This is a genomic window from Paenibacillus sp. FSL R10-2736 (assembly GCF_038000245.1).
In the GTDB taxonomy this organism is placed as follows: Bacteria; Bacillota; Bacilli; order Paenibacillales; family Paenibacillaceae; genus Paenibacillus_AQ; species Paenibacillus_AQ phytohabitans.
In genome coordinates, this window is sequence record NZ_JBBOBN010000001.1 from 6,291,629 (window position 1) to 6,304,585 (window position 12,957).

Genomic DNA, 12,957 nt, shown 5'->3' on the forward strand with positions numbered 1-12,957 from the left:
ATCCTGTGACTGCTTATGCTGTAGATAACTCCCCTTCCAGCGGGAACTTTCATACGTGGTTGAATGCAGCGTTATCCCGCAAGAGAGCAAATTACAATTTTGATTAACAATCCTGCACAAAATACAACATTCCCTTCATCAGATCGGCCGTAACCGGAAATTGTTGTAGAAAATACAGCATTCCGCCTCTTCCAGCCGGCTTAGCGGAAGAATTGTTGTATTCCATACAACAATCCCCCTGAACACCCGGGTATCCAGGTATCAAAGTTGCAAAATTTACAACAATTATGCCTACAGCGGCTGAACTAAAGTTCTCAGCCGGCTTCCAGACATGAACTCTGAGCAAACAGTTTCATTACCGCCCCATTGCCTCGTTTAAAACTCGCCAAAAGGCTTGATCGGCCAGACCCCGTCCTCCAGTAACTAACCGGTTAGCGGAATCGAATGTTTCTGCTTGCCCTTGATCAGGAATGAAACGGAACCAGTGTGAACAGCTCCTCCAGCACATCCGCTTCCTTCATCCACTCGGCGATAGTGGCGAAATCACCGGACAGCACCCGGTCCCCTTCCACGAACGGGACCAGCTCCCGGCATCGGTCATACAGCCATTTCGTGCCCGCCCCGAGCAGCTCCGGCCCCCGAAAATCGGCAGCCTGCGCCCCGCAGAGCAGCTCGATCGCCAGCACCGCATAGGTATTGTCGACGATCTGCTTCGCCTTCCGGGCGCCGATCGTGCCCATGCTTACATGATCCTCCTGATTGCCGGAGGAGGGGATCGAATCCACACTGGCCGGATGAGCCAGTGATTTATTCTCGGACACCACGGACGCCGCCGCATACTGGGCGATCATGAACCCGGACTGCAGCCCGCCGTTCTTCGTCAGGAACGGGGGCAGTCCCTCGTTCAGCTGCGGATTGACCAGCCGCTCGATCCGCCGCTCGGCAATATCCGCCAGCTCCGCCGCGCTGATGGACAGATGATCCATCGGCAGCGCAACCGGCTGCCCGTGGAAGTTCCCGCCTGAGATCACCTTGTCTTCATCCGCGAAGATCAGCGGATTGTCCGTGGCCGAGTTAATCTCAATCTCCAGCTTCTCTGCGATGTAAGCCAGCGCATCACGGCTTGCACCGTGAACCTGCGGCGCGCAGCGCAGCGAATAGGCATCCTGCACCCGCACTTCCCCCTGATTAGTCATCAGCTTACTGCCGGCTGTCAGATTGCGGATATTATCGGCCGCCTGGCGCTGGCCTTGATGCGGACGAACCGCATGCGTTGCCGGGTCGAACGCATCCCGGACCGCCCGCAGCGCCTCACAGCTGAGCGCGGCCGTGCAGTCGGCCCAGTTGGCCAGATTCAGCGCATCCCGGCAGGCCAGCGTGCCGACAGCGGTCATCACCTGTGTTCCGTTGATCAGGGCCAGCCCCTCCTTGGCCGCAAGGACAATTGGCGCAAGCCCCGCCTTGGCCAGCGCCTGAGCACCAGGCATCCGTATACTCTGATAATAGGCTTCGCCTTCGCCGATCAGAACCAGTACCATATGCGACAAAGGGGCGAGGTCACCGCTTGCGCCCAGGGAGCCTTTCTCCGGAATTACCGGAACTACGCCCCGGTTAAGCATCTCCACCATCAGCCGGATCACCTCCAGACGGATGCCGGAATAACCAAGGGATAAGGCGTTTATCCGCAGCAGCAATATTGCGCGCACGACCTCCTCCGGGAACGGCTCGCCAATTCCGCAGCAGTGGCTGCGGATCAGATTAAGCTGCAGCTGCTTCGTATCCTCCGGCGAGATGTACGTATCACTGAATTTGCCGAAGCCGGTCGTGAGGCCGTACACCACTTTTTTCTCCAGCAGGAGCTTCTCTACATATTGGCGGGTACGGTCCACCTTGCGGCAGCTCTCCTCGCTCAGGTCCACCATCCGATAATACCGGGCCACCTTAACAACTTCCTCAATGGTTAATGTATTGCCGCGGATCATGACGGTTTGATTGTCTATCTCGGGCATATGCCTCACCTGCTTCCCGGGTAATAGAAAAAGAAAAAGCCCATACCCTAATAGAGGTACCGGCTTCTGTATCACTAATCGCTAAATTACGGCTTATAATTCCTAGATATGATTGAATCCAAATCCATTCCCCTTCATGCTCCACGCTTCCGGACATCATCCCCCGCACTGAAGCCGATGCTTCTCCCATGCCGGAGATCTCCTCTTTTCTTGACGTTATATATTATGCCTTACACTCGCTAATCATGAATAATCCCCATTAAAAACAAGTTAGGGCAGTCCCCCAGATCCGGAAGCCTGCCCTAATACATATGATATTCCGTCCTGAAGTCTGCCTTCATCCGGAGTTAACCTCGGCTCTCCCGCTCAAACTGCTCTAAATACCGCCCAAGCCCTTTCTCCGCAAGCTCATTCTTCGGAATAAAACGCAGTGCGGCGGAATTCACCCGGTAATGCAGCTTCGCCGGCTCCGGGCCATCGTAGGATAAATCCCCCAGATAAGCCCCGCTCAGCCTGCTGCGCAGCACCGTCCGCACTTCACCGCTGCCGTAGTCCGCTTCTCGGCGGATCAGCCCCTCTTCCACCGGCTTGGTGAATCCGGGCCAGCCGGTGCCGGCATCGAATTTGTCCGTGGAGCTGAATAGCGGATCACCGCTGATCATATCGGCGTAGATCCCTTCCCCGAAGTGGTTCCAATACTCGTTCTGATACGGCGGCTCCATAGCCTTCTTCTGGGTGACCTCATATTGCAGCTCTGTCAGCTGCTTCAGCAGCTGCTTCTTGTCTTCGCGGCTGTTCCAGTGCAGCTCCGTGAAATCATCACGGCCTGAACCCTTCTGGTACAGCTTGTAGTCCAGCGGATGGGTTCTATAATAATGCTGATGCTCCGCTTCCGCCGGATAGAAGGCTGCTGCCGGCAGAATTTCCGTCACAATCGGTGCTTTGAACCGCTTGCTGGCCTGAAGCGCCGCCTTCGACAGCTCCGCCTTCTGCCGCTGCTCTTCACTGTGTACAAAAATCGCCGCCTCGTAAGCACGCCCCCGGTCCATAAATTGCCCGCCGCCGTCTGTCGGATCAATCAGCTGCCAATAAATGTCCAGCAGACGTTCATAAGGGAAACGTTCCGGGTCAAAGGTGATCTGCACGGCCTCCCTATGCCCTGTAGCTTCTCTTCCTAATGCCTCGTAGGTAGGATTCTCCGTATGTCCTCCCGTGTAACCGGATACCACCGAGACTATACCCGGCAGCTCGTCGAACGGCTTGACCATACACCAGAAGCAGCCGCCGGCGAAGGTGGCCACCTGGAGTGTATTGTTAGTAGTCAAACAGACCGCCTCCTTGTACTCTTTTCCCCTATTATATATGAATATCCTTTTTCACGAGAGCGGAATACGCTGTGAATGCTCCATACTTCCCCGGGAGATCCCTTCCGTTGGCCAGCTCGTCCAGCACAGGAATAGCTATGATGTGAATCTGCGTCTCTCTGGGCTTATTTAGGCCTATTTGAGTCTGTTTGATTGGTTTGAACGGGCCCGGTTCTTTTCTTCACGCCGGTTGGAATCCCATAGCTCCTTATGCATCCAGCCTGCGAATACGAGCATTACGAGGGTCAGAATCAGGACATACTCCCTCATTATGCCCGATAGGCTGCCGTCCGTATTATATCCGAGAATGATGTTCAGCCGTCCCCACAACAGATTGAGACATAGCAGTGCTACAGCCCCGTAGGTAACCCATACACTCCGGAGATACAAATTATACGTCCGCAAGGGGCCTCGTCCCATAAAATACCTGCGGTAACGGATAACATAAGCAGTAAAAGCTATAAAGGCTATCGTTTCCAGTGTGATCAGTGTCAAGTCAACAATTTCCATGCAGATCATCTCCCCTTCTACCTAAGCCGGTACGGTGCAGATCAATGAGTCTCTCCAGATCATTGGATTCATACGCTTCCTGAATTTCGCCCAAGGTATCTATTTCATGCTTGACCCGGCTGGGCTTCATCTCGTGTTTTCTGAATATATCGAGGAGCTTCACTTGTTGACGACCTCCTCATCTTTAGGTTTCTTCTCCGCAGTGCCTCTCTCGATTAGCAGCTTGACGAGCGTACGGTTATATTCATTCAGCTGCTTTTCGTTCTCTTCATCACGTTTCTGGTAATTCTGAATCACTTTCTCTTTGTTCGCAATTTGCTTAATACTCCAGATTAATGCAGTAGATAACAGGACATTTAGCACGACCGAACCATTGTTATTCACAAAAAGGCCAGTCAATGCACTGAAATCCATGGGTAGTCCCCCCGTTCCTATAATGTAATCTAGATTCTGTCATCAGAAATGAATGCGCCCTTACTCCCTGTCCACTTTTTCGCCACCAGCCATTGCTACCGCTCCAATCACAACACCCTCATAGTAATCTACTCTTTCAAAAGCATTTCTGATTGGGTGCAGCAGTATATTGTTAGAGCGGGGGCGGGTGGGTGTGCGGATAGATGTCCGAACAATGAAATTGTCTCTTCAGTGAGTATCCATAACAAAAAAACCTTGCCCGACCTGGCAAGGTTTGAAAAAGCGAATAATAGGGGAATCTGTGGCTTTATCCGCACGGATTCTTAACGTATCCATGAAACCCGTCCAAATCTCTTTGAAACTGTCCAGCGATTTTAACAATGCATTTTTCGGCTTCTCTGGTGCTTCCGCTTGTTCATCCGGCGCTTTGCTTTTAAACAGATTATAGCTTTCTAAACCTGCCATAGTTGATGCAATATGATGAGTCTGTTACCTATTTAAATAATTCTAGCTATCACTGTCATCATCCCATAGTGAATCAAATTCTTCATCCGTCATACCGCCACTTCCTTTTATATGAGGAGCGTAATAATGCCCATTTGCATCAATAATGTATTCAACCTGTGACTTTTCATCAGAAATAATAATAGAAAATTCACTATCCGCATGATAAATTGTAGGTTCTATTGTAACTAAGACAATCCATGTAATCCCTTCTACTCCATCAAATCCATCATATGATTTTACAGTTCTTTCATTATTAATTACAATTTTTCCTGATAAATTGTATTTCTCTGTATATGCCGAAGCAATCTCCAATGCTTGCTTACTTGATAAGTTCATACTTAATTGTTCTCCTTTCAATCTGTGAATCCTGTCCAATCTCGTGGTGGCCATTCTCCATGCCTTACTTTATAAATATACTTCATAGAAAATAATATTTCGGCTTCTGAAAACTTATCTTTGTTCTTCATTATTTCGTTAAAAACATACTCTTCCCTTTCGAGTCTTGATTGCTTTAAATAATTTTCTTTTCCCAACTTCATCCATTGCTCAGCATGGTATGATTCATGAACAGCACTTAAATAGGTTGGGTTTTTTCTTAAGATTATCGATCCAGTATCTGGATCGAAAGCAGCAGCCACATCATCCGGTAATATACTTCCTTTTTTATCAGGAATAAGTTCAATTCCTTTTCCATTCATTTCTTTTTTAAACAACTTCAATTCACTTATGCTAATTAATCTTTGTCCATTGGATGTTATTCTGACTTCACCGCTAACAGGCATGTCTGCCCATTCTTTGTAATCAAAATTTCCCGTCCCCTCAATACCCTGCCCGCCCTTATCTTTACTGAATATATCCATCCCATTGTCAGCTGCATTTTTTGAAATCATCGGTTTCGGCAATTCGCCACCTGTAGATAACAAGGACTTTTCCAAGGGACCCACCAACAACGATACTACTCCCAAACTGTTCAGCCAATGCTCTGCGGACCAGCTTTCTTCGGGGTGGAATGCCCCCTTCCCCATTTCTACTGTCCCGAGCGTCAACCAATCCGCAAACTTCTCCGGTGAATCCAACATATGATCCGCCCGCTCTTTGGCTTGCCTGTATATCCCTACGGGAAGATCGCCTGCAATGCCTAACGTTATCCAGTTGACAAAGTCATAGGGGGAATCTGTGGCTTTATCCGCACGGATTCTTAACGTATCCATGAAACCCGTCCCAATCTCCTTGAAACTGTCCAGCGATTTTAACAATGCATTTTTCGGCTTCTCTGGTGCTTCCGCTTGTTCATCCGGCGCTTTGCTTTTAAACAGATTATAGCTTTCTAATTGCGCAAATGAGGATGTTAACCGGGCAACTTCTCCCCAAGCTTCTGCACCTTGGTTCCTCATCATATGTACGCCTAAATTGACCCCTGTAGCTATCATTTGCTTCATTGTAGCATGAATGCCTTCCAGCTGCCCCTTCGCCCAATTGCCCTGAACTCCATCTTCCATCCCCATCCGCAGCAGCAGTAGATATGCTTCATTCTGTACCAGAGGTACGTTACCAGACGTAATGGACGGATCATACTTACATGCCTTGACTGCAGGCTGCTTGAAGTAGACACTCAGATCCTTCCCCGCCTGGTACTGGACCTCATCCACTCCAAACGATTTCAGCTTCGCCCGTGCCTCTTCCGCCAACTGGTGCACCCTATCCATCTGCGCCTGGTTTCCAAATGCCTGGTACACGCCAAAAGCCGTCTGCGCCTTTGCGATCTGGTCCCGAGCTTCGTAGATATCCTTGAGCTTGCTTTGCACGGCAATTGAGTCCACTGTCCCCAGGCCGGACTGACTGATCATGTCCAGAAGCTTCCGCACCATTGGATCCATGTTCAGTTCATCCTTGCCGCTCAGGATCGCTATCGAAGAAATCAGGTGGGTTGATATCTTCTGGGCAAAGGCCGGAATTGGCAACCTTCCCGCGCTCCCGAACCCTGCTCCAAAACTTCCGAACATACCGCCAAAAATGCCGAACTGCTGGCTGAGCTGGCCCGCCTGACGCTTGCTTTCGTCCTGCACGTCCTGAACACCCTTCACCGCTATCCGAATGAGATCCTCAAGCTTCTCCGCCTCTACAGTCAGCTCGTTGATAAGCACCTGAGCTTGCAACCGGCCTGTCCCTATGGGTAGCCCGTCCCATTGGCTGGCCTGGTTTTTCAGTTGCAGGTACAACCGGTTCGTGTCTTCACTTACCTGGCTTATTTTCGTTTGCAGACGCCGGGCTTCATCGGCGTCAAACACCATTTTTCCAGCTGACATTCCTTCCCTCCAATTCTTTATACACTACTTCATCGTTGGAAAGCTTATATAAAACAAGAAGATTACTAATAACCTATATATCGGTTTAATTTTCCATTTAATCACTAGTTATCCTTACTTTTGAATCCTCAAAGCTAAAAAAAGGCTTCCCACAAGTTTATTGAACTCGTGAGAAGCCTCTAATTGTATTACCCTATGTGGGGAATTGAACTCCCCAACAGCTCCCCCTTGCCTCAGCAAGGGTTATTCGCTGTCTTACATCATGCCGCCCATACCGCCCATGCCGCCCATATCAGGCATTCCGCCCTTTTCCGGTTCTGGCTTGTCAGCGATAACAGCTTCAGTAGTCAGGAACATTGCCGCTACGGAAGCCGCGTTCTGCAGAGCATAACGGGTTACTTTCGCAGGGTCAACGATACCCGCTTCGAACATGTTTACCCACTCATCGGTAGCAGCGTTATAGCCGATACCTACAGCTTCTTTTTTCAGACGGTCCACGATAACGGAACCTTCCTGGCCTGCGTTAGCAGCGATGGTGCGAACAGGTTCTTCCAGTGCGCGCAGCACGAGGTTAACGCCGGTTCTTTCGTCGCCTTCAGCTACTACAGCAGCAACAGCAGCATATACGTTCACAAGAGCAGTACCCCCACCGGATACGATACCTTCTTCAACCGCAGCGCGGGTTGCGTTCAGGGCATCTTCGATGCGGAGCTTGCGCTCTTTAAGTTCAGTTTCAGTAGCAGCACCGACTTTGACAACGGCTACGCCGCCAGCCAATTTAGCCAGACGCTCCTGCAGTTTTTCTTTGTCGAACTCGGAAGTAGTTTCTTCCAGCTGGGAGCGGATTTGGCTTACACGTGCATTGATATCCGCTTTGTCGCCGCTTCCGTCTACGATTGTAGTGTTTTCTTTGGTTACGCGCACTTGACGTGCGTTACCCAGTTGCTCGATGGAAGTGCTTTTCAGATCAAGTCCAAGCTTCTCAGTGATCACTTGGCCGCCTGTCAGAGCAGCGATATCCTGCAGCATAGCTTCGCGGCGGTCGCCGAATCCAGGAGCTTTAACAGCTACTGCATTGAAGGTTCCGCGCAGTTTGTTCACGATCAGCATTGCCTGAGCTTCGCCTTCGATATCTTCAGCGATGATAACCAGCGGACGCGCCTGTTGAACGATCTTCTCAAGCAAAGGAAGAATTTCCTGAGTGCTGCTGATTTTTTTGTCAGTGATCAGGATGTACGGGTTCTCCAGAACAGCTTCCATTTTGTCCGTATCAGTAATCATGTACGGGGAAATGTAACCGCGGTCGAACTGCATACCTTCTACCACTTCAAGCTCAGTCAGGAATCCGCGGGATTCTTCAACGGTGATAACGCCGTCTTTGCCGACTTTTTCCATAGCTTCAGCAATCAGTTGGCCTACTTCTTCGTCAGCAGCAGAGATAGCAGCTACTTGTGCGATAGACTGGGAATCTTCGATAGGCTTGGAAATTCTCTGCAGTTCAAGAACAGCAGCTTTAACCGCTTTGTCGATACCTTTACGCATAACCATAGGGTTAGCGCCTGCAGTTACGTTCTTCAGACCTTCGCGGATCATGGCTTGAGCCAGAACTGTTGCAGTTGTAGTACCGTCACCGGCTACATCGTTAGTTTTGGTAGCAACTTCTTTAACAAGCTGCGCGCCCATGTTCTCGAATGCATCTTCAAGCTCGATTTCTTTGGCGATGGTAACACCATCATTAGTGATCAGCGGGCTGCCGAATTTCTTCTCAAGCACCACGTTACGGCCTTTAGGTCCGAGTGTAACTTTAACCGCATTTGCCAAAGCATCAACCCCGCGCAGCATAGCGCGGCGGGCATCTTCACTGAATTTAATTTCTTTTGCCATTGTGTTGTTAACCTCCTAAAAGTTTTGTGTAGCATTCGCTTCATTAATTTCACTTCGTACAAAACTCGCTTCGAAAGCATAAACTTAAGTTTTGTGTATATAAGTAATCGGGGTCTAACTTATGAAAGGCTCTAACAGACTAGTCAAGAATCGCGTGAATGTCGCTTTCTTTCATAATCAGATATTCTTTGCCTTCGTATTTGATTTCAGTTCCGGCATATTTCGAGAAAAGCACACGGTCGCCTTCTTTAACTTCCAGCGCTACACGTACTCCGTCTTTCAAAGCTCCGCTGCCTACAGCGATAATTGTGCCTTCTTGCGGTTTCTCCTTGGAAGAGTCCGGAAGCACGATCCCGAAAGAAGTGGTTTGCTCTTGCTCGCTTGGTTCTACCAATACGCGTTCACCTAGTGGTTTAATCATGAAAAAATAGCCTCCTTTGAAATTATGTTGTTTACCTTGAAAACATAGATTGAACTGCCGGGAATCTTAGCGGTCCTTATGGCACTGTTGAGAATCAGCATACTTAAATGCTGTTTCGCCGGCCCATTCCCTATTTTCCACAGCGTTAGCACTCAACTGCTTGCAGTGCTAACAACAATTTTTATGATACTCAACTTGAAGACGGATTTCAAGTCCTTTTACGTAAAATCGTATTTGTTTTGGGGAAAATTATGGTTTCAGGGGTTGTCCGGCACACACTCTCTTACATTCTATCCACCAGGGGGCAAAATATGCCCCCTCCATTACTCCGCCTTAATATAACGTGCTTCCCGCTGCGCATCCTCCGCCAACTGCCTCCGGTAAACGAACGCAGACAGAAATACACTGAATTCATACAGTACCAGAAGCGGAATTGTCACCAGAAAATCCGAGATGAAATCGGGCGGTGTGATCACCACAGCAATAAATACAAGCGCAAAATAAGCATACCGCCGCATCCGGCGCAGGCGCAGCGGATTGAGCACTCTCAGCTTGGTCAGGAACATGACAATCAGCGGCAGCTCGAAGAGCAAGGCCAGCGGGATCACCAGACTGAACAGGAAATTGAAATATTCGGCTATGCCGTATGTCTCCTCAAGTCCCATGCTGCGCGTAATCGAGATTGTAAAGGACAAGGCCATAGGAAATACGATGTAATAGGCAAAGGCTACGCCCAGAATAAACAGAACGAACACATACGGTACATAACGCAGCGCTGCGCTGCGTTCAACAGGCCGGAGGCCCGGGCTGATGAAGGCCCACAGCTGAAAGACAATAAACGGCACGGAGAACGCCAGTGACACGGCCATGGCAATCTTCATGTACATGCCGATCCCGTCCCAGAAAGAGAAGGCATGCAGCACGAATCCCTGGGCAGGGTCAGCACTGATAAGATACAAATAGATCGGTTTGGCAACGAACAACCCGAGTACAAGTCCGGCTGCAAATACAATCAGCACGTAGATAAGCCGTCTGCGCAGCTCGGTCAGATGATCGACCAAAGACATTTCTTCCGCTTCCAGAGACATGACTGACACCACCCGAAATGACATATAAAATGGCTATATAAATTAAATTCAAGGTATTTCAATGAAGATGCCACCGTAACTACAGAGAACATTTGGACTTCCGGCCGCTGTTGTCCCCAGATTTCTTGATTTAAACCGCTTCTAGCGGTGGAAATCCGGTGACAAAGGCGGTCGCTACGCTCCTACAGTTCCAAATTCCCCTTCCGTTACTCACATCTTGTTTGTCATTTTTAATTAAATTTATATAGATTAGAGAAAAAAGAGACGCCGCCCCAGTCTGAAGCAGACCTGGGAAAGACGCCCCTGCGTAAGTGGATGGAAATTATTCCGGCAGACGGCGGTCCTGCGGAAGTTCTGCTGCTACAGTCTGCGGAGCCGGAGGAGCAGGCACTTCACTCTTCCGGGCCGGTTCCGGTTCATTAATGATCTCCCGCGCCCCGTCCTTGAATTCACGGAAGGTACGTCCGACTGCCCGCCCAAGCTCAGGAAGCTTATTCGGGCCAAAGAGCAGGAGCGCCAAGATAACCAATAGAATAATTCCGGGTGCACCAATACCATTTAGCATTACTGTTTCCTCCCATCACTCTATCCGTTCATGATATCGTTAACGATAAATTAATAATACCATAACTTATATCACACATCCATCGTCTAGAGTGACGAATCATGCGGAAGTTAACGAGCATGAGCTGTTATTGGCGGTATTGTCCGGTAACCATCAGCAAGGCTTCAGGCAGCTGATCCATAATAGCCGCCAGGTTCTCATGCACACCCTTAGGATTGCCGGGCAGATTGACAATCAATGTCCGGCCGCGGATGCCGCAGATTCCCCGGAACAGCATCACCGCCCGGTTCTTCTGCATCACTGTGCTGCGCATCGCCTCGGAGAGTCCAGGGACTTCACGTTCAATGACACGCCGTGTAGCCTCCGGTGTAACGTCGCGGATCGCCAGATCGGTTCCTCCGGTAGTCAGCACCAGATCCGCCTGGAAATAATCCGTCAGTTCAATCAATGCAGCAATAATCTCATCCTGCTCATCGGGTACGATCCGGTATTCTACAATCTCGCCTCCAAGCTCTTCTTCCACCAGTTCCCGAATAACCTGGGCGCTCGTGTCTTCCCGTTCGCCTCTGGCCCCTTTATCGCTGGCCGTCAGGATTGCTGTTTTCCACGCCATAGGTTGTCCCTCCCTCTCTATGTACTATGTAAGTCCGGCTGCTTGATACAGCCGCTGCCCGCACCTTCAGCGTAAGTCTCATGCTGTTAGCTATTCTTCCTCCAGCGCGTAATCGCCATTCTTGCCGCCGCTCTTGGACACCAGCAGGGTAGGTCCGATAATCATATCCTTCTGCAGCGCCTTGCACATGTCGTATACGGTCAACGCCGCTGCTGAAACTGCAGTCAGCGCCTCCATCTCCACTCCGGTTTTGCCGGTAGTCTTGACGGTTGCTTCTATATATAGTTCATCTTTGCTGTTATCCGAGAAGCTGATATCCACCCCGGTAAGCGGCAGCGGATGGCACATCGGAATCCAGGCGGAGGTCTGCTTGGCAGCCATAATTCCCGCAACCTGGGCTACGGCGAGCACATCTCCCTTGCTGATTCTGCCCGCTTTAATGGCGGCAAGCGTCTCCGGGTCCATCTGCACCCGGCTTCGCGCCGCCGCTGTCCGGCTGGTGACTTCCTTCTCGCTCACATCCACCATGCGGGCTCTGCCCTGTTCATTGAAATGAGTTAACTCCATGTCTTCCTCTCCTTCCGGCAGTCCCAAATGCCGTTCTCCGTAATCAGCACATCCATTAAGGCATCATGCTCTTCCAGCGGCACTTCAGGTACCAGCTGCAGGCTAAAAGCCAGTCCCACCCACAGGGGCCTGGCGGCAGATTCAGGAAGCTCTGCTTCCCACGCTGCCCGCAGGCGGTCATAGTAGCCCTGCCCATAGCCGAGCCGCCCGCCGCGCAAGTCGAAGGCCAGGCCGGGTACGAATACGGCATCCGGCAGGCCGGATCTCTCACTCTTGCCGGCATATAAGCCGGGTCCGGCTATTTCTGTTACTGGCTCCGGTATACCGTAAGCTCCCGGAGCAAGCTCTTCCCAGGACCGGACCGGATGGATGCTCAGGACTCCGCTCTCCCGGATGACCCTCGGAAGCAGCACTTCATGTCCTCTGGCCCAAGCCTCAGCCAGCAGTGGGCGGCAATCCAGCTCAGAGCGGAACGGGGCATAGGCCAGCAGTGAATCCCCTTGCTCCTGAGAGAACCAGGTCAAGGCATGACTGCATACCAGAGCAGACAACCGGCCTCTCTGTTCCACGGATAGTCCGTCCCGGAGAGCGGCCTTCCCGGCCCGCAGCTCACGCTTCCGGAGAGCAAGCCGCATGCTGCTATCCTGCATAGGCAGCCGCCTCCTCTTCAACATGTTCCTAGCTTATCATAGTTTGTAAGCTCAGTTTA

16 protein-coding genes are annotated in these 12,957 nt (G+C 50.6%); all 16 read right to left on the reverse strand.

Annotated features, from left to right (window positions below):
• Nucleotides 1-103 precede the first annotated feature (103 nt).
• On the reverse strand, nucleotides 104-226 hold the full coding sequence (locus NSQ73_RS26970; RefSeq protein ID WP_340988971.1) for a hypothetical protein: 123 nt from the start codon (nucleotides 224-226) through the stop codon (nucleotides 104-106).
• Nucleotides 227-464: 238 nt separating this feature from the next.
• On the reverse strand, nucleotides 465-2,009 hold the full coding sequence (hutH, locus tag NSQ73_RS26975; RefSeq protein ID WP_340988972.1) for a histidine ammonia-lyase: 1,545 nt from the start codon (nucleotides 2,007-2,009) through the stop codon (nucleotides 465-467).
• 347 nt (nucleotides 2,010-2,356) lie between these two features.
• Nucleotides 2,357-3,334 (reverse strand): peptide-methionine (S)-S-oxide reductase MsrA, encoded by a 978-nt coding sequence (gene msrA, locus NSQ73_RS26980; RefSeq protein WP_340988973.1) that lies wholly within the window; start codon nucleotides 3,332-3,334, stop codon nucleotides 2,357-2,359.
• Nucleotides 3,335-3,508: 174 nt separating this feature from the next.
• Nucleotides 3,509-3,883 (reverse strand): hypothetical protein, encoded by a 375-nt coding sequence (locus NSQ73_RS26985; protein ID WP_042134071.1) that lies wholly within the window; start codon nucleotides 3,881-3,883, stop codon nucleotides 3,509-3,511.
• A complete protein-coding gene (locus tag NSQ73_RS26990) occupies nucleotides 3,870-4,046 on the reverse strand; it encodes a hypothetical protein (protein ID WP_156118540.1) in 177 nt (58 codons plus the stop codon). The genes NSQ73_RS26985 and NSQ73_RS26990 overlap by 14 nt, the downstream gene beginning before the upstream one ends.
• Complete coding sequence (locus tag NSQ73_RS26995) at nucleotides 4,043-4,297, reverse strand: hypothetical protein (protein WP_039302090.1); 255 nt, start codon at nucleotides 4,295-4,297, stop codon at nucleotides 4,043-4,045. Before NSQ73_RS26995 ends, NSQ73_RS26990 begins: the two co-directional genes overlap by 4 nt.
• A gap of 228 nt (nucleotides 4,298-4,525) precedes the next feature.
• A complete protein-coding gene (locus NSQ73_RS27000; protein ID WP_340988974.1) occupies nucleotides 4,526-4,762 on the reverse strand; it encodes a hypothetical protein in 237 nt (78 codons plus the stop codon).
• A gap of 42 nt (nucleotides 4,763-4,804) precedes the next feature.
• The gene (locus tag NSQ73_RS27005; protein WP_246354306.1) at nucleotides 4,805-5,140 is read right to left on the reverse strand and encodes a hypothetical protein; all 336 of its coding nucleotides are present in this window, start codon (nucleotides 5,138-5,140) and stop codon (nucleotides 4,805-4,807) included.
• Between the two features lie 17 nt (nucleotides 5,141-5,157).
• Nucleotides 5,158-7,110 (reverse strand): zincin-like metallopeptidase toxin domain-containing protein, encoded by a 1,953-nt coding sequence (locus tag NSQ73_RS27010; protein ID WP_340988975.1) that lies wholly within the window; start codon nucleotides 7,108-7,110, stop codon nucleotides 5,158-5,160.
• 255 nt (nucleotides 7,111-7,365) lie between these two features.
• Complete coding sequence (gene groL / locus NSQ73_RS27015; RefSeq protein WP_039302101.1) at nucleotides 7,366-8,994, reverse strand: chaperonin GroEL; 1,629 nt, start codon at nucleotides 8,992-8,994, stop codon at nucleotides 7,366-7,368.
• A gap of 139 nt (nucleotides 8,995-9,133) precedes the next feature.
• A complete protein-coding gene (gene groES, locus NSQ73_RS27020; protein ID WP_039302104.1) occupies nucleotides 9,134-9,415 on the reverse strand; it encodes a co-chaperone GroES in 282 nt (93 codons plus the stop codon).
• A gap of 323 nt (nucleotides 9,416-9,738) precedes the next feature.
• Complete coding sequence (gene tatC, locus NSQ73_RS27025) at nucleotides 9,739-10,503, reverse strand: twin-arginine translocase subunit TatC (protein WP_171717503.1); 765 nt, start codon at nucleotides 10,501-10,503, stop codon at nucleotides 9,739-9,741.
• Between the two features lie 322 nt (nucleotides 10,504-10,825).
• The gene (tatA, locus tag NSQ73_RS27030; RefSeq protein ID WP_039302110.1) at nucleotides 10,826-11,068 is read right to left on the reverse strand and encodes a twin-arginine translocase TatA/TatE family subunit; all 243 of its coding nucleotides are present in this window, start codon (nucleotides 11,066-11,068) and stop codon (nucleotides 10,826-10,828) included.
• A gap of 127 nt (nucleotides 11,069-11,195) precedes the next feature.
• Complete coding sequence (locus tag NSQ73_RS27035) at nucleotides 11,196-11,681, reverse strand: MogA/MoaB family molybdenum cofactor biosynthesis protein (RefSeq protein ID WP_039302112.1); 486 nt, start codon at nucleotides 11,679-11,681, stop codon at nucleotides 11,196-11,198.
• Between the two features lie 90 nt (nucleotides 11,682-11,771).
• On the reverse strand, nucleotides 11,772-12,248 hold the full coding sequence (gene moaC, locus NSQ73_RS27040; protein ID WP_171717505.1) for a cyclic pyranopterin monophosphate synthase MoaC: 477 nt from the start codon (nucleotides 12,246-12,248) through the stop codon (nucleotides 11,772-11,774).
• A complete protein-coding gene (locus tag NSQ73_RS27045) occupies nucleotides 12,239-12,898 on the reverse strand; it encodes a 5-formyltetrahydrofolate cyclo-ligase (RefSeq protein ID WP_171717506.1) in 660 nt (219 codons plus the stop codon). Before NSQ73_RS27045 ends, moaC begins: the two co-directional genes overlap by 10 nt.
• Nucleotides 12,899-12,957 lie beyond the last annotated feature (59 nt).

What these genes read in the sequence shown, in the direction of transcription:
- NSQ73_RS27035 (WP_039302112.1), bottom strand. Translation starts at nt 11,681, where the DNA reads ATGGCGTGGAAAACAGCAATCCTGACGGCCAGCGATAAAGGGGCCAGA.
- NSQ73_RS26985 (WP_042134071.1), bottom strand. Translation starts at nt 3,883, where the DNA reads ATGGAAATTGTTGACTTGACACTGATCACACTGGAAACGATAGCCTTT.
- NSQ73_RS27000 (WP_340988974.1), bottom strand. Translation starts at nt 4,762, where the DNA reads ATGGCAGGTTTAGAAAGCTATAATCTGTTTAAAAGCAAAGCGCCGGAT.
- NSQ73_RS27045 (WP_171717506.1), bottom strand. Translation starts at nt 12,898, where the DNA reads ATGCAGGATAGCAGCATGCGGCTTGCTCTCCGGAAGCGTGAGCTGCGG.
- NSQ73_RS26970 (WP_340988971.1), bottom strand. Translation starts at nt 226, where the DNA reads ATGGAATACAACAATTCTTCCGCTAAGCCGGCTGGAAGAGGCGGAATG.
- NSQ73_RS27010 (WP_340988975.1), bottom strand. Translation starts at nt 7,110, where the DNA reads ATGTCAGCTGGAAAAATGGTGTTTGACGCCGATGAAGCCCGGCGTCTG.
- NSQ73_RS27005 (WP_246354306.1), bottom strand. Translation starts at nt 5,140, where the DNA reads ATGAACTTATCAAGTAAGCAAGCATTGGAGATTGCTTCGGCATATACA.
- tatA (WP_039302110.1), bottom strand. Translation starts at nt 11,068, where the DNA reads ATGCTAAATGGTATTGGTGCACCCGGAATTATTCTATTGGTTATCTTG.
- tatC (WP_171717503.1), bottom strand. Translation starts at nt 10,503, where the DNA reads ATGTCTCTGGAAGCGGAAGAAATGTCTTTGGTCGATCATCTGACCGAG.
- groL (WP_039302101.1), bottom strand. Translation starts at nt 8,994, where the DNA reads ATGGCAAAAGAAATTAAATTCAGTGAAGATGCCCGCCGCGCTATGCTG.
- groES (WP_039302104.1), bottom strand. Translation starts at nt 9,415, where the DNA reads ATGATTAAACCACTAGGTGAACGCGTATTGGTAGAACCAAGCGAGCAA.
- moaC (WP_171717505.1), bottom strand. Translation starts at nt 12,248, where the DNA reads ATGGAGTTAACTCATTTCAATGAACAGGGCAGAGCCCGCATGGTGGAT.
- NSQ73_RS26995 (WP_039302090.1), bottom strand. Translation starts at nt 4,297, where the DNA reads ATGGATTTCAGTGCATTGACTGGCCTTTTTGTGAATAACAATGGTTCG.
- hutH (WP_340988972.1), bottom strand. Translation starts at nt 2,009, where the DNA reads ATGCCCGAGATAGACAATCAAACCGTCATGATCCGCGGCAATACATTA.